The 17,890-nt window shown below is 70.6% G+C and carries 16 protein-coding genes; 10 read left to right on the forward strand and 6 right to left on the reverse strand.

The window, feature by feature from the left end; all coding sequences use genetic code 11:
* From VHU88_21130 to VHU88_21145, 4 genes are all read right to left on the reverse strand, one after another.
* Positions 1-1,016 (reverse strand): hypothetical protein (locus VHU88_21130; protein ID HEX3614201.1); only part of this gene is annotated, 1,016 nt, incomplete at its 3' end.
* Between the two features lie 39 nt (positions 1,017-1,055).
* Entirely contained in the window at positions 1,056-1,472 is a 417-nt protein-coding gene (locus VHU88_21135) for a PEP-utilizing enzyme (GenBank protein HEX3614202.1), read from the reverse strand.
* Positions 1,469-2,446: an HAD family hydrolase gene (locus VHU88_21140; GenBank protein HEX3614203.1), complete on the reverse strand. Its 978-nt coding sequence runs from the start codon at positions 2,444-2,446 to the stop codon at positions 1,469-1,471. Before VHU88_21140 ends, VHU88_21135 begins: the two co-directional genes overlap by 4 nt.
* A 7-nt stretch (positions 2,447-2,453) precedes the next feature.
* Complete coding sequence (locus tag VHU88_21145) at positions 2,454-3,455, reverse strand: hypothetical protein (GenBank protein HEX3614204.1); 1,002 nt, start codon at positions 3,453-3,455, stop codon at positions 2,454-2,456.
* 213 nt (positions 3,456-3,668) lie between these two features.
* Here VHU88_21145 and VHU88_21150 point away from each other — a divergent pair, with 213 nt between their 5' ends.
* From VHU88_21150 to VHU88_21180, 7 genes are all read left to right on the forward strand, one after another.
* Complete coding sequence (locus tag VHU88_21150; GenBank protein HEX3614205.1) at positions 3,669-3,968, forward strand: EutN/CcmL family microcompartment protein; 300 nt, start codon at positions 3,669-3,671, stop codon at positions 3,966-3,968.
* A gap of 58 nt (positions 3,969-4,026) precedes the next feature.
* Entirely contained in the window at positions 4,027-4,320 is a 294-nt protein-coding gene (locus VHU88_21155; GenBank protein ID HEX3614206.1) for a BMC domain-containing protein, read from the forward strand.
* A gap of 130 nt (positions 4,321-4,450) precedes the next feature.
* Positions 4,451-5,863 (forward strand): aldehyde dehydrogenase family protein, encoded by a 1,413-nt coding sequence (locus tag VHU88_21160; protein HEX3614207.1) that lies wholly within the window; start codon positions 4,451-4,453, stop codon positions 5,861-5,863.
* Between the two features lie 56 nt (positions 5,864-5,919).
* Positions 5,920-6,753, forward strand: a complete 834-nt coding sequence (eutJ, locus tag VHU88_21165; protein HEX3614208.1) for an ethanolamine utilization protein EutJ — start codon at positions 5,920-5,922, stop codon at positions 6,751-6,753.
* Positions 6,753-7,376, forward strand: a complete 624-nt coding sequence (locus VHU88_21170; GenBank protein ID HEX3614209.1) for a BMC domain-containing protein — start codon at positions 6,753-6,755, stop codon at positions 7,374-7,376. Before eutJ ends, VHU88_21170 begins: the two co-directional genes overlap by 1 nt.
* Positions 7,377-7,384: 8 nt before the next feature.
* The gene (locus VHU88_21175) at positions 7,385-8,683 is read left to right on the forward strand and encodes a malate dehydrogenase (GenBank protein HEX3614210.1); all 1,299 of its coding nucleotides are present in this window, start codon (positions 7,385-7,387) and stop codon (positions 8,681-8,683) included.
* 9 nt (positions 8,684-8,692) lie between these two features.
* The gene (locus VHU88_21180) at positions 8,693-9,733 is read left to right on the forward strand and encodes an alcohol dehydrogenase catalytic domain-containing protein (GenBank protein HEX3614211.1); all 1,041 of its coding nucleotides are present in this window, start codon (positions 8,693-8,695) and stop codon (positions 9,731-9,733) included.
* On the opposite strand, the gene VHU88_21185 is transcribed toward VHU88_21180, so the two are convergent.
* Positions 9,720-10,550: a hypothetical protein gene (locus VHU88_21185; protein ID HEX3614212.1), complete on the reverse strand. Its 831-nt coding sequence runs from the start codon at positions 10,548-10,550 to the stop codon at positions 9,720-9,722. The two genes, VHU88_21180 and VHU88_21185, sit on opposite strands and share 14 nt — an antisense overlap.
* Positions 10,551-10,652: 102 nt before the next feature.
* On the opposite strand from VHU88_21185, the gene VHU88_21190 reads away from it, so the two are divergent.
* Positions 10,653-11,375 (forward strand): maleylpyruvate isomerase family mycothiol-dependent enzyme, encoded by a 723-nt coding sequence (locus VHU88_21190; GenBank protein ID HEX3614213.1) that lies wholly within the window; start codon positions 10,653-10,655, stop codon positions 11,373-11,375.
* Between the two features lie 83 nt (positions 11,376-11,458).
* Positions 11,459-13,342 (forward strand): helix-turn-helix domain-containing protein, encoded by a 1,884-nt coding sequence (locus VHU88_21195; GenBank protein ID HEX3614214.1) that lies wholly within the window; start codon positions 11,459-11,461, stop codon positions 13,340-13,342.
* A gap of 145 nt (positions 13,343-13,487) precedes the next feature.
* Here VHU88_21195 and VHU88_21200 read toward each other — a convergent pair whose 3' ends face one another.
* On the reverse strand, positions 13,488-16,457 hold the full coding sequence (locus tag VHU88_21200; protein HEX3614215.1) for a glycine--tRNA ligase: 2,970 nt from the start codon (positions 16,455-16,457) through the stop codon (positions 13,488-13,490).
* A 252-nt stretch (positions 16,458-16,709) separates the two neighbouring features.
* Here VHU88_21200 and VHU88_21205 point away from each other — a divergent pair, with 252 nt between their 5' ends.
* On the forward strand, positions 16,710-17,732 hold the full coding sequence (locus tag VHU88_21205) for a hypothetical protein (protein ID HEX3614216.1): 1,023 nt from the start codon (positions 16,710-16,712) through the stop codon (positions 17,730-17,732).
* Positions 17,733-17,890 lie beyond the last annotated feature (158 nt).

The raw sequence follows: 17,890 nt of genomic DNA on the forward strand, positions 1-17,890 counted from the left end.
GTGATCGCGGTGATGTAGTTCTTCGGCTGGGTGAACGTGGTCGAGATGTCGTTCACGCGGATCTCTTCCAGGCCCAACTTCTCGGGGTCGAGCACGACGGCGAGGGTGTACGAGTACGGCAGGCCGTCGCAGACGTCGCTCCAGTGATAGATCTCCTCGTTGACGAACAGGTCCCGGATGATGAGGATGCGGCCGTCGGGCAGCGGGTACGGGCCGGTGTCGCCCAGGCCCAGCCGGCAGTCGTAGTGGTCGAAGAAGGAGAGCAACTCGGCGGTGGCGTTGAAGCCGGTGAAGCGGCCGTAGTCCTCCGAGCCCTCCTCGAAGTCCACCGTCTGACCCATGATCTGGTCGATGATCGACTGGTCGTGGATCTGGCAGCGGTAGCGGTCCTGCGAGTTCAGGATGTAGCCGTCCTGGCGCTTGCCCCACAGCACCCGCTGCATGAACTTCAGGATGATGTTCGATTCCTCGACGTAGTCGTCGGGGCCGATGGCCTCCAGCGCCAGCAGACCGCAGCGACCCATGCCGAACGCGACCGCACCCAGACACCAGTCGTGCACGCAGTTGATCTTGGTGCCGATCTCCTTACGGGCACTGGCACCGATGTCCATGATGCCCTCGGCCCCGAGGTTGTCCGTCATCATCCGCATGAACTGCGGATAACGGTAGAACTCCTGCATGAACGAGAGAATCTCGTACTCCTGACGCGGGATCATGCCCGAGACACCCTCGGTGGCGCGCATGACCAGCACGTCCCAGATGTTCCACGCCAGATAGTTGTTCAGGTCGTTGAGTTCATCGATCGTGAACTCGTCCTTGAGGACCTCTTCCTTGGCTACCTTCTCCAACACACCGGACTTCGCGCGTTCCCGCATCATCCGGTCGCCGAGGATGCCGTCCGGGACACCCGGCATCCCCTTGAAGTTGCCGATGTACTCAAGATTCTGGAAGCGCAGGCCCTCGTCGCCCGCGTCGTTCCACCGCTTCAGATAATCGGCCTTGCCGCTCGCGCTCATGGAACCTCTCTCAATGGTCGATGGGTGTCGGGGCGGCGACTAGCCGTTGAGGATGACCCTGCCGGTGTCGTGGTCGGAGCAGTCCAGCGTCACGTTCTTGCCCTCGAGCTGGGCGACGACCTCGGCGAAGTGCTCGTCGCCGGCGTCGCCGACGATGTAGCGCGAGGGGCTGGAAGTCAGGTAGGCCGTCATCACGCACGGGATCTGGAACTCGCGGGACAGGATGCCCAGGTGGGACTCCGGAGCACCGGACATCGTGATCACGCCGATCGCGCCCATCGTCAGGGCCGGCGCGAGGAAGGTGGTCGTGCCACCACGCACGAGCAGGATGTGCTCGCCGAGCTTCCCACTCTTGATCAACCCCATCACCGAGGCCGGGTCCTTCAAGTACTTGACCGTTCCGGTAGCGGTTTTGTTGGTCTCGAAGGCGTTGTAGCCCTCAGCGATCACGGTCATTTAATTCTTCCTCCAGCGGCGATGATGGACAGGGCGTAGGACAGATAGGGGTCGGCGTGCCCCGACCCGGAGGCGCGGGACGGTTGGTCGTTCTGCTTGCAGGGGTCGCACCCACAGCCGTGCGAGGCGGCGGCTGCCGGTGCGGGGCTCAGAGCCGACGGGCCTCTGCGGGCCCGCCGGACCCGACCCGCGGCCGCGACCTGGGCGCGGACGCCCTGGCTGGTCGGGACCGCGGACGCCACCGAGCAGGTCAGGCACTCGCACCCACCAGTGGCGCAGGAGCCGTCGGGCAGCAGTGCGGCCACGATCTCCTGCGGCCACAGTGCGACGAACTCGGCACCGGCCGCACGCAGTTCCTCGGCCGAGTGCATTCCCCACGCGACACCGATCACCCTGATGCCGCACTCGATTCCCTCGGCGACGTCGCCGATGGTGTCGGTAATGAGCACGATCTGGGCCGCGGTGGCCTGCGGCCCGATGTGCCCTTCCTCGACGTAGTCCGGCGCGCAGCGTCGGATCGTCGTGTACGACGGGTCGGCCAGGATCCGTCGGATGCTGGCCGACTTGTCGTTCTCCACGTCTCCGGAGAACACATGGGCGAAGCAGGTGGAGACTCCGGAGTGGTCGAGCGTGCGGCGGATCGCGCCCATCGCATTCGACGAGATCACGGCCAGCGAGTAGTGCCCGGCCAGGGCGTGCACGACGTCGGTCATGCCCGGGATCAGTTCCGGGGTGTACCGCTCGCGCAATGCCATCAGAAAGTGCTCACCCACCGCCGCGGCCTTCGTCGGCTCGCCGACGTAGTCGCGCAACGCCTGATAGAAGTTCGACCGGAACAGGTCGAAGAACTCCTCCCGCCGGGTCATCGGGAGGTCGAACTTCGTGATCGTGTCCTGGAAGACCTCCCAGGCAGCACCGCGCGACTGGACGAGAGTGCCGTCCATGTCGAAGATCACGGTGCGGGTGGGCGGCATGTTTGGTTCAGCCCGCCCGACGTGCGGCATTCACCGCGGTCAGTTGCGGGATCTCGTAGAAGTCCATGACCTCGCCCCAGCCGGTCGCGCCCGGAGCCTGGTCGGAACTCCACTTGTTCAACGGGTTCCAGCCCATCATGTTCGGCCAGCACTGCCAGGCGAACCGGCTGGTCGGCACCCCGTGCAGGACGTGGGTCCGGTCCGAGATGTCGGTTACCGCAAGCGAGATGTCGATCGGGAACAGGTCGTCATCGCGCTTGGTCGTGCCGTGCCCGGCCGCCAGGCCGAGCAGTTTTCCGTTGTCGAGCGCGTAGCCGTGCGAGAGCGACAGTTCGGTTCCTCCGCCGGGAGCGGTCTGATCGAAGGTGAAGATGGCGTGCACCGCGTAGTCGCGGGAGAAATGGGCGTGCAACCAGCTCATGTTGGGAGCGCCGCGTTCGGCCCGCGGTCCCCAGCTGTGGTCCATCGTCGAGACGCAGTCGATCTCGTAGCGCTTGCCACGGATGTCGACCACGCCCTGGGCGTGGCCGGTCAGGTCGAAGTGGCCGTTGTAAGCAGTGCCCCAGGCGAAGTCCGCGGCCGCCAGCTGCGCGGCCTTGATCGGGTCCATCTCCGGGTCCTGGATGTCGAACGGGTCGTGCAGGCCGGTCCAGCGGATGTCGAGGGTGACGCCCTTGCCGTCGTCGTAGCTGATCTGCCAGTCGCGGTTCGGCTTGATCGTGCGAACGGTCAGGCCGCTGGCGAGGGAGTAGTTGGCCAGCGAACGCGGCTCCGGGATCGGGCAGTGCCCGCGGTAGTCGGCGTAGTCGGCGCGCCACGGCTGCAGCGCGTCCTCGTGGGTGTTCATGCAGATGGTGGTCTGCACGACACCCAGGTTGGGACGGAACAGCGCGTAGACGCCGCAGTTGAGCTGCGCCTCCGCGTTGTAGAACCCCCAGTAATTGGTCTCGGCCCAGGTCGGGTCGCCGGCATCGGTGGCGTGGAACTCGACGTCTTCGTCGCGAATCATCTGTCCTCCGGAACACTTGCGCGGTCGGCGCGGCAGCGGGCCACGACCTCAATCGACCGGTGCCCCACCTCACCACGGCCGCACCGGCCCGCCGATGGCGTCACCGGTAATCCCGAGGACACATCGTTATCCCGCAGCGACAACGCTGTGCCCCGGCAGACCTGCGTAACGTCGGTCCCCGCGCCAATTCGGACAACTGCGCCTGGAGGTGCCGTGGAGCTGGGACGCGTCAGCGGGCAGGTCGTCTCGACGATCAAGCAACCCGGCCTGCACTCCTACAAGTTGCTGCTGGTCGACGCGGTCAACCCGACCACCGGCGAGGTGACCGGCCAGACCCCGTATGTCGCCGTCGACCTGACCGGCGCGGGAGTCGGCGAGATGGTCGTCGTGACCCGGGGCAGCGCGGCCCGGGTCAGCGCCGGCACCGGAGAGGTTCCGACCGATGCCGCGGTTGTCGCGATCGTCGACTCTGTGGTCGTCGAAGGCGCGATGACATTCAGCAAGTCCGCGTAGACCTACCGCTCCGCACGGAGCACTGCAGAGTGGAGAACCGATGCCGGTGAACAGTTCGATCCCGACCACCGCGCTGGGCCTGGTGGAGACCCGGGGTCTGGTCGGCGCCATCGAGGCCGCCGACGCCATGGTCAAGGCCGCGAACGTCGTCCTGATCGGTCGCGAGCAGATCGGCGGCGGTCTGGTCACGGTCATGGTTCGCGGCGATGTCGGGGCGGTCAAGGCGGCCACCGACGCCGGCGCGGTCGCCGCGGGCAAGGTCGGCGAGGTCGTCTCGGTGCACGTGATCCCGCGGCCGCACGACGAGGTCGAGGGCATCCTCGCGAAGGCGATCGCTCCGCCGACCAAGTAGGCCCCGTGGGGCGCCCCGACCTTTGGGACGTCGTCCCCCGATGCACCCCTGTCGGCTCTCCTGCAGGCCGACAGGCAGCCATCCGGGGCCGTCGTCCCCGCCCTGCCGCGCGATCTGATTGGAGGTCAGGTTGACGATCGAGACGCTGGACGCCGACCTGGCCGCGCTCGCTGAGGCCCGCGACGCGGCACGTCGCGCCAAGATCGCCGCCGACGCCTTCGCCGGGGCGACCCAGGAGGAGATCGACCGGATCGTGGCCGCCATGGCCGCGGCCGCCGCCGACGCCGCCGCGGACCTGGCCCGGCTCGCCGTCGACGAGACCGGCTACGGCGTCTACGAGGACAAGATCCTCAAGAACCTCTACAACGCCGACTTCTGCGCCAGGTCCATGGTCGGGATGCGCACCAAGGGCGTGCTGTGGGTCGACGAGCCCGGGCGGATGACCGCGATCGGCTCGCCGGTCGGCGTGATCGCGGCGATCATCCCGGTCACCAATCCGACCTCGACGGTGATCTTCAAGTGCCTGGCCGCCGTGAAGGCGGGCAACTCGGTGGTGCACGCCCCGCACCCACGCGCGGTCAAGTGCTGCTCCCGTACCGCGGAGATCATGGGCGCCGCAGCCGTGAGGTCCGGCGCGCCGAAAGACATCATCCAATGCCTGTCCCGGGCCAGTGTCGCGGCGACGGGTGAGCTGATGCGCCACCCGGACACCGCGCTGATCATGGCCACCGGTGGCGCCGGGATGGTGCGCGCTGCCTATCAGGCGGGCAAGCCGTGCCTGGCCGTCGGCGCCGGCAACGTACCGGTCTACGTCCACCGCAGCGTGCCGAACCTCGACGAGGCCGCGCTGATGGTGGTCACCTCCAAGTCGTTCGACAACGGGACCGCCTGCGTCGCCGAGCAGACCGTGGTCATCGACGGCCCGATCTACGACAAGGGCATCGAGGCGTTCCGCAAGCGCGGCACCGCGATGCTGAACAAGGACGAGCAGGCCCGACTGGCCGACGTCATCTTCGACGAACGCGGCGGACTGCGCGCGGACAACGTCGGGCAGTCGGCGAAGGAGCTGGCGCAGCGCGCCGGGATCTCGGTGCCGGAGGACACCCGGGTGCTCGGCGCCGAGCTCGACGTGGTCGGTCCGGCGAACATGCTCTCGGCCGAGATCCTCGGCCCGGTGCTGTCCTTCTACCGGGCCGAGGATCTCGAGGCCGGTATCGCGCGCTGCCGTGAGATCCTCGCCTTCGGCGGCGAGGGACACACCCTCGGCATCCACGCCGGCGACGCGGACGTGGTCGCCCGCCTGTCGGAACTGCCCGCGTCCCGGATCCCGGTGAACACCCCCAGCCTGTTCGGCGGGATGGGCTACTCCACCGAGATCGGGCCGTCGTTCATGCTCGGCACCGGAACGTGGAGCGGCTCGATCGTCTCGGACAACGTGAGCCCGCTGCACCTGATCAACATCAAGCGCGTGGCCTACGAGTCCCGGCCCTGGCGCGGCCTCTACGGCGCCAACGTCCCGGCCCACCTCGGGACCGCACCGTGACGTCCGCCCATACCCCACTTCTGTTGCCTGTCCCACGTATCGGAGGCGTCGGAAACGTGGGACAGGCAGCAGAAGTCGCGGAGTTTCTCGAGGCTGCGGCGGGGCGGCTGCGCTCGCCGGCCGCGGACTGGACGGGCCCACTGCGGGTCGGCATCGACCTGGGGACCGCGACGATCGTGATCGCGGTCGTGGACGCCGAGGACCGCCCGGTGTATCTGGACTTCCGCCGCGAGGAGGCGGTCAAGGACGGCGTGGTCGTGGACTTCCACGCCGCCTGCGCCGCGACCGCCGCCCTGAAGGAGTCCGCCGAGGCCGCGCTCGGGGTGCAGTTGACCCGAGCCGGAGCGGCGTATCCGCCCGGCGTACCGGAGGCTGACGCTCGGGCCTGCCGGTTCGTGCTGGACCGCGCCGGCTTCGAATGTGTCGCCCTGGTCGATGAAGTGACGGCCGCTCAGGCTTTGCTGCGGGTCCGCGACGGCGCGATCGCCGACGTCGGCGGCGGGTCCACGGGTGTCGGCGTCTACCGAGCCGGCGAACTGGTCGACCTCGGCGACCTGCCCGGCGGTGGCCACCACCTGAACCTGATCCTGGCCGGGGCGAAGAAGATCAGCCTGGAGGAGGCCGAGCGGCTCAAGCGGGAGGACGGCACAACGGACCGGCTGCCCGTGCTGCGGCCCGGCATCGAGCGGATCGCGCACAACATCGGGCAACTCATGACCGATCGACCCGCCGGGCCCGTGCACCTGGTCGGCGGGGCGCTCATGGTGCCCGGCGCCGGCGCGGTGGTCTCGCGTTACCTCGACCACGAGGTCGCCGAGTACCCGCACGCCCTGCTGATCACCCCGTTCGGCATCGCGCTCTCAACTGATGGCACGTCAGGAGTCTTGTAATGGCGGAATTTCAGCTGCGGACGTGGGCGTTCATCGACCGCATGCAGCCCCAGGCAGCGGCGCATGTCGCGGCCACCAGTCCCGGTGACGTACCGGTGGCGGGCATGGCCGAACTTTTCATCGAGGTCGCGCCCGGGAACGAGATCTTTCGCGTCGCAGACGTCGCTCTGAAGGCCGCCGATGTGCGACCGGCCTTGCAGGTCGTCGAGCGCGAATTCGGTCTGCTCGAGATCCACTCCGCCCAGCAGGCCGAGGTACTTGCCGCCGGAGACGCGGTGCTCAGCCACCTCGGCCTGACCGATTCCGATCGGCTGCGCCCGAAGGTCGCCTCGGCGCAGTTCATCACCAACGTCAGCCCGTACCAGGCGCAACTGCTCAACAAGTGGCGCAAGGGCAGCCTGCTGATCCCCGGCGAGAGCCTGTTCATCCTCGAGGTGGCACCGGCCGCGTACGTGTCGTTGGCCGCCAACGAGGCCGAGAAAGCCGCGAACATCAAGCTCGTGGAGAACCGCGCCGTCGGTCGGTTCGGCCGCATGTTCATCTCCGGGTCCGAGAGCGAGGTCAAGGCGGCCAGTCAGGCAGCGATTGCGGCTCTGGAGCAGCTCACCGGTCGGGACGGCTGAGGTAACTCATGGCAGTCATCGGAGCTGAACAGGTCGACGCGGCCAGGAGCGACGGCGGCGTACTGCGGGTCAACCGCGGGGACCTGCTGACCCCGCTGGCCCGCGAACGCGCGCGGGAGATCGGCGTCCGGATCGACCAGGAGGCGCCGGTCCCGCCCAAACGCGTGCCGGATCCCGTTGTGCCGCCGAACAAGTTGGCCGGCACCGGAACCATCAAGGGCCGTCAGCCGGCGTCGACCTCGCCCGGCACCCCCGCGGTCCGCGCCCCGGCCCCGGTCCCGGCGAAGCCCGACGCCGGCACGGTCAACGCCCTGTTCCGGCGCGGTGCCCCGGCGCCCGCGCTGCCTGCCCTGGGTTCCGGTGGGTCCGGGTCGGGCGGGCGCCCGCGAGCCGCGGTGGTCGGCGCCGGCCACGTCGGCGCGGTGGCCGCGATGCGGCTGGCCGAGTCGGATCTGTTCGACGAAGTCGTGCTCACCGACATCGTCGAGGGGCTCGCCGCGGGCATCGCCCTGGACCTGTGGCACGGGGCCGCGCTGTGCGGGTCGTCCACCCGGATCGCCGGCGCGGACTCGGTCGACGGCGTGGCCGGGTGCGACTACGTCATCGTCACCGCAGGCCGTCCCCGCAAGCCGGGAATGAGCCGTACCGACCTGACCAACGTCAACGCCGAGATCGTGGGCTCGGTCAGCGAGCGCATCAAGGCCGTGGCGCCGAACGCCGTGGTGGTCGTCGTCTCCAATCCGTTGGAGGAGATGACCCATGTCGCCCAGCTCAGGACAGGCTTCCCGCCGGGGCGGGTGCTGGGCATGGCCGGCGTGCTGGACACCGCGCGGTTCTGCTCGCTGGTGGGCCTGACCGGCAAAGTCCGACCGGACGACGTGGTCGCCTACGCACTGGGCAGCCACGGCCCGGAGATGGTCGTCCCGCTGAGCCAGGCCTTCGGCGACGGCAAGAAGCTGACCGAGATGATCGACCGGCCCACGCTGGACGCGATCGTCGAACGCACCCGCGACTCCGGCGCCGAGGTGGTCTCGCTGCTGAAGACCGGGTCGGCCTACTTCTCCCCCGGCCAGTCCGCGGCGCTGATGGTCACCACGATGGCGCGGGACGACCGCAGCCAGATCCTGGCCTGCGCGGTGGTGCCCAACGGCCAATACGGGCTGCGGAACACCCGGGTCGGCCTGCCGGTGCGTCTCGGCCGCGCCGGACTGACCGAAATCGTCGAGCTTCCGCTGGAAGCAGGAGAGCAGGCCGCGTTGGCCAAGGCGGCGCAGAACCTCGCCGAGCGCATCGCCGCCGTGAGCTGACGCTCCGTCATGCGCGCGATCGTGTTCCAGGCGCCGGGGCAGGTCGCATTGACGACCGTCCCGGATCCGGTGCTGCTGGCCGACACCGATGCGCTCGTGCAGGTGCGGGCGGCCGGAATCTGCGGCACCGACCTGCATGTGACGGGTGGTCATGTAACCGGCATGGGCCCGGGCACGGTGCTCGGCCACGAGTTCGTCGGCACGGTCGTCGCCGCGGGATCGGCCCTCCGGCGGGTCGGCGTGGGAACCGAGGTGGGCAGCGGCGATTTCACCGCGTGCGGGGTGTGCTGGTGGTGCGACCGCGGTTCGCACTGGCACTGCCCGCATCGTCAGTTCTTCGGCACCGGAACGGTTTTCGGCCCGGAACTTCCCGGGGCCCAGGCCGAGTTCGTCCGCGTCCCGTTCGCCGACACCGTGTTGAGCCCGCTGCCGCACGGAGTCTCGGACGCTGCAGCGTTGCTGGTCGGGGACAACCTGGCCACCGGTTGGATCGCCTGCCAGGACGGCGGTGTGCGGCCCGCCGATGTGGTCGCGGTGATCGGCGGCGGCCCGGTCGGCCAACTGGTCTCGCTGTGCGCCCAGGTGATCGGCGCGGCCGCGGTAGTGGTCGCCGACCCGGTCGGCGAACGCCGGGAGTTGGCCAGGTCGAACGGGGCGATCGGCGCCGACCCGGCGGAGTTGAACATCGTGCTCGACGAGTTGACCGACGGCCGCGGGGCGGACGTCGTCATCGAGGCGGTGGGCATCCCCGTCGGGTTGGAATCCGCGCTGGACGCGGTGCGCAAGGGCGGGACGGTCGTGTCGGTCGGAGCCCACGCTGAGCCCGAGTGGCCGCTGCCGCTCGCGGCCGCGTTCGCCGACGAGATCACGCTGCGGTTCTCGATCGGCGACTCCATCCGGGCCCGCCGGTCGCTGCTTCCGCTACTGGCCGCCGGGGTCCTGGATCCCGACTTCGTGTTCAGCCACGAACTGACGATCAGTCAGGCCGTGGAGGGCTACAGCCTGATGCGGGACCGCGCGGCCACCAAGGCTCTCCTCACCTTCGACTGACCGGAGCGCTGTCAGACGTTCTGTCCGGCGGTTGGACGATCGGCCAGAAGAACCACGGCTCCATGCCGCGATCGGTGGCGGCCGTTCCGAGTCGGTCGACCGTCGAGTCCAGCCATCGCGCCGTCGCGCCGTCCCGGTTTGCGCTTCGGCCCGGGGCCGCAGTGGTCAGGTTCAACTGGACGACGACGTCGTCGGAGCGGACGAAGTACACGCTGACACTCGGCTGATCGCCCCCGGCGACCGGGGCGGGTCGCTGGACCAAAACCCGTCTCCCGTTGGAAAGCACCCGAGCAACGCAGCGCGCTCGTCGCGATCCGGCCGGCAGGCAGATGGTGCTCGACGCGGGACCGCCGTACACGAACCAAGCGCTCATCGACAGTGCAGTGACCACGCCCTCGGGCAGGCTGGCGGCAGAAGGGGTGCCCGGCCGCACGGCCGGTTCGCTCACGCCGTGCTGGACGACGAAATCCGGGCCGAGGTCCTTCTGCAACACCGCGAAATCGTGCGAGTCGGCGACCGGATCGATCTGAACGCCGGGCGGGGGCGGCGGCAGTGCAGGTGCTGGGCCGGCAGCCACCGCCTGCACCGTGCTCGCCTGCGCCGCCGGGGCGACCGAGGAGTTGTCCCTCGTCGTCCATCCGGTGGTAGCGACTGTTCGGCCCAAGACCAGCCGAGCCGTGCCGCTCTGCGACTCGGGCGCACAACCGACCGGGGCAGTCAGCACCGCGCAGCTGACTGCAACGACGGCCACCGTCCGGCGCCGGAGTCGCCACGCTTCGGCGCCGGTCGCGCGCCGTGGCTGTCCGCTCAGGTCCACGCCCGCTCCTCTGCCACGAATCCGGCGCCTGCCCATCAGCTTGCATCCGGGGCGGACGAACGGGGGCGAAAACGGCAGATTGCGTTCTGCCATGCTCCGGTCATGGACGTGATCACGGACCTCGCCGCCGAGTACGAGGCGTTGGCGACCGTGCTGACCGGGCTCGACGACGCGCAGTGGCAGGCGTCCTCCGGGGCCCCCGGCTGGACCGTCGCGGACGTCATCCTGCATCTGGCGCAGACCAACGAGGCCGTCGTGGCTACTTGCGCGGGCCGCTCGACCAGGTTGGGCGAGGGCTCGTCGGTGGACGCGACCGTCGATGCCTGGGTGGCCGCGGAGCGCACGACGGGCCCGGATGTCCTGCGGCGCTGGCGGGCCGGGCTCGAACCGTCGCTGGCGGCGCTGCGCGGTGCCGACCCGGACCGGCGCTACCCATGGGCCGAAGCGCCGCTGCGGCCGGCCGTGTTGGCCACGACCCGCATCGCCGAGCACTGGGCGCACGGACTCGATGTCGCCGAGCCGCTGGGTCGGCCGTTCCCGGACACCACCCGGCTGCGGCACATCGCGTGGTTGGCGCACCGGACCCTGCCCTACGGCCTGGCGCTGCGCGACCTGCCGGCTGTCGCGGTTCGGTGCGAGCTGGCCGCGCCGGACGGCACGATCTGGGAGTTCGGGCCGCCGGGAGCCCCGGTGCGAGTGAGCGGTTCGGCCGGCCAGTTCTGCCGAGTCGCCGCCCAGCGGCTGACCCCCCAAGCCGCGGATCTGCGGACCGCCGGGCCGGGCGCGGAGGGTGTCCTGTCGGCTCTGCGCAGCTACGCGGCCTGAACCACACCCCGCGGAGCTAGCCGGCGAGCCGGAACGCCGCTTACCGTGGGCTGGTCCCGGCCCCGCGGAGAGGTTGCCTTTCGGTGGCGAACGATTCCGTCCAGTCCGCGGCCGACCGCATCGCGGCAGCTACTGTCCAGGGCCCCGAGGCAGTGCGGGCCGTCGCGCTCGAGGTACTCGACACCGCGTCCGACGGCGCCACCGAGATCGACGCCATGCGGACGGTGGCCGCGCGGGTGCTGGCCGCACGCGACCTGGACGAGGGCCTGTTCGCCGTCACCCACGAGGCGCTCGCGCTGCTGCGCGCGGACATCGCCGGCGTCCTGCTGGTCGAGGGCGACGAGTTGGTCATGCGGGCGTGCGTCGGCAACCGTGAGCTGACGACCGCCCGGCTGCGGATGCGCCGCGGGCAGGGCCTGGCCGGGCACGCCTTCGAGATCGGCGCCGCGGCCAAGGTCGACGACTACCTCAACAATGACGTGATCTCCGGGGACTTCCGGGCGCTGGCGGTGGCCGAGAGCACCAAGTCCGCGATGTGCGCGCCGCTGACCCTGGACGGCGAGATCATCGGCGTGCTCGAGGTGTGGCGCCGCCGCGAGACCTCGTTCACCGAACGCGAGATCACCAGCCTGGTCGGCCTCGCCGAGCTCGCCGCGATCGCGTTGCACCACGGCCGGCTCTACGACGAGCGCGAGGTGAGCCTGCGCGAGGTCGAGGTCGCGCACCGGGTGCTGGAGAACCAGTTCAGCAAGGTCACCCACGCGCTCTCGCTGCAACAGGAACTGCTCCAGGCCCTCATCGACGGCGAACGCCTGTCCGGGGTGCTGCGCATCGTGGCCGCCCGGACCGGGGCCTCGGTGGTGCTCTTCGACACCGACCTCGACGTGATCGCCGGGTGCCCCACCACCTTGGACACTGCCGCGCTGGCCGAGAGAACCCGTACCGCACTGCGAACGCAGACACCGTCAGCTCGCGGGACGTCCTGGACGACCTTCGAAGATCAGTCGTTGGCGGTGCGCCCGGTCCACGTGGGCGGCGACCTGCTCGGTTGGCTGTCGATGCTGAACAACGCCCTGGCCAACGACGAGCAGACCGAGCTCTCGCTGACCCAGGCCGCGCTGGCCTGCGCCTTGCACCACCTCGAGGAGCAAGCCGCGGCGCGGGCCCGGTCGGCGCTGCGCGATGAGGTGCTGCTGTCGTTGCTGACCGGTCCGGCCGACGAACGCCGGGCCGCCGCGGCGCGGGCCAAGCACGTCAACGTCGACCTGCGCGGGGATCTGCGCGCCTGCGTGTGCAGCTTCGGACGGCTGGCCGAGATCGGCGAGGCGGAGGGCTGGACCGGCACGCACGCCGAACGGGTGCGCCGCCGGTTGCTGGCCGTCTGCGAGGCGAACCTGGCGGCCACCGGCTGGCTGCGGTTGGCGGCCCGGCACGGCGACACAGTCGTGACGCTGGTGCGCTCGGTCGACGTCGAGGAACTGCGCGCGGTGCTGCAGAGCACGGCCGAGGAACTCGACAAGGAGGCCCCGGGCATCGGAGCCGGGTGGGCGGTCAGCGCCCCGCGCAGCAACGCGATGGCGTTGGCCGAGGCCTACAACGAGGCGTGTACCGCGATCCGGGCGTTGGGTCAGTCCAGCGGTCGACGCGTTGTGCTGCACGAGGAGCTCGGCATCCTGGGCCTGCTGCTGGCCGGCCCGGGCAGCCTGGACCTGCCCCGGTTCGTCATCGAGAACATCGGTCCGGCGCTGGCCTACGACCGCTCCCACGGCACGGCACTGGTCGAGACGCTGCGCGCCTTCCTGGACGCCGACTGCTCGCAGCAGGAAACCGCGTCCCGGTTGTTCGTGCACCAGAAGACCGTGAAGTACCGGCTGGCGCAGCTGCAGAAGCTCACCGGCCTGGACCTGCGACACCATCACGACCGCATGCGTGCCGACATCGCGGTCCGCGCCGCCGATCTCGGCTGACCCCAACCCCGACCCCAACCCCTGACCCCCAAACCCCCGACCCCCAAACCCCCGACCCCCAAACCCCCGACTTCTGCTGCCTGTCGCACCTATCAGGCCCGCTCAATAGGTGCGACAGGCAGCAGAAGTGCGAGGGAGGGGGTCGTCAGCCCAGCGCCTCCCAGTCGACGACGTCGGCGGCCAGGTCGCGCACGCAGGCCAGCAGGCCGAGCCGGTTGGCCTTGACCGCGGGGTCGTCGGCCATGACCATCACGGCGTCGAAGAACGCGTTGATCGGGCCGACCAGGCCGGCGCCGACCGCAGCGAACTGAGTCAGATCTGACGCTGCGTCACCCAGCTCCGCACGGGCCTTGGCGACCGCGTCGGCGAGCCCGCTCTCGGCCGGATCGGCGAACAACGCGGCGTCGAAACCACCGGCAGTGCCGGCCGGGACGATGCGGCAGACCCGCAGCACCGCTTCGACGAGCGAACTGAACGCTGCGTCAGATACCAAACCTGGAAGCGATTCCAGGGTCGCGTCGGCTCGCAGCGGCCGGTCGGCCAGCGGCAGCACGGCCTGCACCAACTTGTGCGGGTGCCCGGCGTCGAGCAGCGCCTGCTCGTAGCGGCCGGTGATGAACGCGGCCGCGTCGGCCTGTCGGGCCGCGGTGACCTCCACCGGCTGCTGCGCCGCGGCGATCGCCAACCCCGTCGAGACGGTGATCGCGGACAGCTGCGGATGGGCCCGCAGGATCGCGAGAACCCCGAGTGCGGCCCGCCGCAGCGCGAACGGGTCCGACGAGCCCTTCGGCTCAGCACCGGTGCCGAACAACCCGGCCAGCAGGTCCAACCGGTCGGCGACCGCGAGGATCGCGCCGGGCGTGGACTTCGGCAACGAGGCACCGGCCGAGCGCGGCATCTCCATCTCGTGCAGCGCGACGGCGACCTCGCGGGTCTCCCCCGCCCGCACCGCGTACTCGCGGGCCATCACCCCGGCCAGCTTGGACAACTCGACCACCATCTCGGTGGCCAGGTCGAACTTCGCCAACTCCGCCGCCCGCCGCAGTGTCGCGCCCTGTGCCTCGGTCAGCTCCACGTGCGCGGCCAGGCCGAGCGCGATCGCCCGGATCCGCGAGGCCCGGTCGTCCATCGAGCCGAGCTTGTCGGCGAAGACCAGCTTGTCCAGTCGGCCCCGGAACACCTCCGGCGTCACCTGCAGGTCGGCCCGCCAGAAGAACGCGGCGTCCTCGTAGCGGGCGCGCAGGACCGCCTCGTTCCCGGCCCGGACCAGGTCGGCGTCGCACTCCCCGTTGGCCACCGCGACGAAGTGGTTGCGCAGCGCGCCGCCGGCGGACCGCACCGGGAGGTAGCGCTGGTGCTTGCGCATCACCGTCACGAGGATGTCCGACGGCAGTTCCAGGTAGCGCTCGGCGAACGAGCCCAGCAGCGGGTTCGGCGACTCGACCAGGTTGGTGACCTCGTCGACCACGTCGGACTCGCCCTCGACATCGACGGTCGCGCCGACCGAGGCAGCTAGTTCGGTGGCGCCGGCCACGATTCCCGCCCGGCGGGTCGCGGTGTCCAGCACGATTCCCGCGCCGGCCAGCACGCCGGCGAACGTCTGCGCCGACGCGACGTCGAGGACCGGCGCCGCGGCGTTGCGGTGCACCCAGGTCTGGCGACCGCTGGACAGGTTCGAGACCTGGAAGGGCACCACGGCCTCGCCGAGCAGCGCGAGGATCCACCGGATCGGCCGGGTGAACGACAACCCGGGCGCGTTCCAGCGCATGTTCTTCTCCGAGCGCAGCCCGGTGATGATGCCCGGCAGGATCTCGGCGAACACCTCGATCGCCGCCCGGCCGACCACCTCGGTGCTGACCCCGACGTACTCGACGCCGTCCAGGGTGATCCGCTCCAACGCAGTGGCCGCGACGCCCTGCCCGCGGGCGAATCCCTCCGCGGCCTTGGTCAGGTTCCCCTCGGCGTCGTACGCGGCGGCGACCTTCGGCCCCTTCACCACCCGGCGCGAGTCCTCCTCGCGCGGCGCGACGTCGGCCACCGTGGCGACCACCCGGCGCGGGGTCGCGTCGACCGTGATCGCCCCGTAGGAAAGGCCGGTGCCGGCCAGCGCGGTGGTCAGCGCCGAACGCACCGCGGCCACGGTGTTGCCGCACTCGTGCGGGGGCATCTCCTCGACGCCGATCTCGAACACCAGCGGCGCGGGCGCGGTCGGGACGTCCCCGGTCGCTGCCAACGACGGCGGCTGCGACACCGGCGGCATCCCCAGCGGGTGGCCGAGCTCGGCGCGCTTGGCGATCCACAGTTCAGCGACCTCACGGGCCAGGTTCCGCATGACGTTGAAGGCCGCGGCCCGGTCGACCGTCGAGACCGCACCGCGGGCGTCCATGACGTTGAATGCGTGCGAGCACTTGAGCACATAGATCTGCGCCGGCACGGGCAGCCCGGCCTCGACCATGCGCCGGGCCTCGAAGGCGTAGGACTCGAACAGGGACCGGTTGGTCGCGACGTCGGCGTCGTCGAGGTAGTACCGGCTCATCTCGTACTCGGCCTGCCCGAACGCCTCGCCGTAAGAGATCCCGGGCGCGTAGGCGATCTCCTTGAAGTGCCCCACGCCCTGCAGCGCCATCATGATGCGCTCCATGCCGTAGGTCAGCTCGACCGGGATCGGGTCGAGCGTCTGGCCACCCACGGCCTGGAAGTACGTGAACTGGGTGATCTCCATGCCGTCGAGCCAGACCTCCCAGCCCAGCCCCCAGGCGCCGATCGCCGGCTGCGCCCAGTTGTCCTCGACGAATCGCACGTCGTGCGCGCGCAGGTCGACGCCCAATGCCTCCAGGCTGCCCAGGTACTGCTGCTGCGGGTCGCCCGGCTCCGGCTTGAGGATCACCTGGTACTGGGTGTGGCACTGGATGCGGTTCGGGTTCTCGCCGTACCGGGCGTCGTCCGGGCGTACCGACGGCTCGACGTAGGCGACCCGCCACGGCTCCGGGCCGAGCACCCGCAGGAACGTCGCGGGATTCGCCGTACCGGCCCCGACCTCGGTGTTCATCGGCTGCACGATCATCGCGCCGCGGGAGGTCCAGTACTCGGTCAGCGCCAGCAGCGCTTCCTGCATGGTGATCAACTCGACTGCGTCCCCTGCGAATCGACGGTGGCTGCGGGCGACCGGACCGGCCCAGCGTTGTCGAGTCTAGTGATCGCGGCGCCTGCACCACGCGCTGCGACAGGAGCGGTTGACGCCAACGGGAGTGGGCAACCCGTTCGGAGCAGTGCCGTGGAAAACGGACGAAGCGGGCGCAACCCTTCGAAATACCGCTTTCGCGACTTGTTATCCCGGCCCACGGGCCGGCGGATGGGGTGCACTGGCATGGCTGCTGACTCGTTCTCTTCAGTCCGTCGGATTGCCGCCGTCGGTGGCCTGACCACAGTCGTCACGCTGATCGCCGCCCCCGGGGTGGCCCACGCCATGCCCGACGGCTGCAAGACCGCGCAGTCCGGGGCGGTCAGCTGCTCGGTCGTCCCGACCTCGGGGCTGATCACGCTGACCGTGCCGAAGGGCGTGAGCAAGATCGAGGTTCGGGCGGCCGGCGGTTCCGGTGGCACGAGTTTCGGCGTGACCGGCGGGCGCGGTGCGCTGATCCACAACGGTGCGCTGCCGGTGACCCCCGGCGACGAGCTCTGGATCCGCGCCGGTTGGGCCGGCGCCGATGCCGGGCAGGACCGCGGCCGCGGCGGCTCGGGCGGCGCGCTGAACACCGGCGCGGGCGGTACGGGCGGCGCGGCCGGTGCCGCGGGCGGCGGCGGCGCGACCGAGATCCTGGACCACACCACCGGCCTGGCCCTGCTGATCGCCGGCGGCGGCGGCGGCGCGGGTGGGGACGGCGACGGCCGCGGCATGCCGCTGTTCGGTGGGTCCGGTGGCGACGCCGGGGCCGGGGGCGGCGACGGCTACGGCAAGGGATCCGGCGAGGGCGGCAGCGCCCCGAGCTTCGGCGTCGCGAAGGCGCTGACCGGACCGACGGGGCATGACGGGGGCGGGCGCGGTCCCGGTGGCGGCGGCGCCGGCGGCGGGGCAGGGGTGGGCGGTGCCGCGACCGGGGCCGCCGATGCGACCAGCAGCGGCGGGGGCGGGGCGGGCGGCGGCAGCCTCGGGGCGGGGACGGTTCCCGGCGACGGTGCGTTGTCGAACGATCGCGAGGGCTGGTTGTCGTTGAGTTGGGCGGTGTCCGCGACCCCGGCGACCCCGGCTGCCCCGGCGACCCCGGCTGCCCCGGCGACCCCGGCGGCCCCGGCCACCCCGGCGGCGGCCGACGGAGCCGCCGCGGGGCCCACCACGGGTGGTTCTGACGGGCAGTCAGCCTCGGGTCAGACCGACCTCTCGGGGGGCTGACGAGCACCCCGCGGAGCAAACGGACAGGACCGGACGGTTCGGGACGAGACGCCGCGCGCGCGTCCCCCGGAGGGCGCAATTTCCTGGCGGGCACTCAACTCCGGTGGATTCATGAACCGGTCGATCCATTCCCAGTGCCTGCGACAGGGCGGACGAGT

This window comes from Sporichthyaceae bacterium, assembly GCA_036269075.1.
Lineage (GTDB): Bacteria > Actinomycetota > Actinomycetes > Sporichthyales > Sporichthyaceae > DASQPJ01.

Bases quoted from the DNA above. Each gene is read 5' to 3' on its own strand.
- VHU88_21140 (HEX3614203.1), bottom strand. From the start codon at position 2,446: ATGCCGCCCACCCGCACCGTGATCTTCGACATGGACGGCACTCTCGTC.
- VHU88_21205 (HEX3614216.1), top strand. From the start codon at position 16,710: ATGGCTGCTGACTCGTTCTCTTCAGTCCGTCGGATTGCCGCCGTCGGT.
- VHU88_21170 (HEX3614209.1), top strand. From the start codon at position 6,753: ATGGCGGAATTTCAGCTGCGGACGTGGGCGTTCATCGACCGCATGCAG.
- VHU88_21180 (HEX3614211.1), top strand. From the start codon at position 8,693: ATGCGCGCGATCGTGTTCCAGGCGCCGGGGCAGGTCGCATTGACGACC.
- VHU88_21200 (HEX3614215.1), bottom strand. From the start codon at position 16,457: ATGCAGGAAGCGCTGCTGGCGCTGACCGAGTACTGGACCTCCCGCGGC.
- VHU88_21145 (HEX3614204.1), bottom strand. From the start codon at position 3,455: ATGATTCGCGACGAAGACGTCGAGTTCCACGCCACCGATGCCGGCGAC.
- VHU88_21135 (HEX3614202.1), bottom strand. From the start codon at position 1,472: ATGACCGTGATCGCTGAGGGCTACAACGCCTTCGAGACCAACAAAACC.
- VHU88_21190 (HEX3614213.1), top strand. From the start codon at position 10,653: ATGGACGTGATCACGGACCTCGCCGCCGAGTACGAGGCGTTGGCGACC.
- VHU88_21175 (HEX3614210.1), top strand. From the start codon at position 7,385: ATGGCAGTCATCGGAGCTGAACAGGTCGACGCGGCCAGGAGCGACGGC.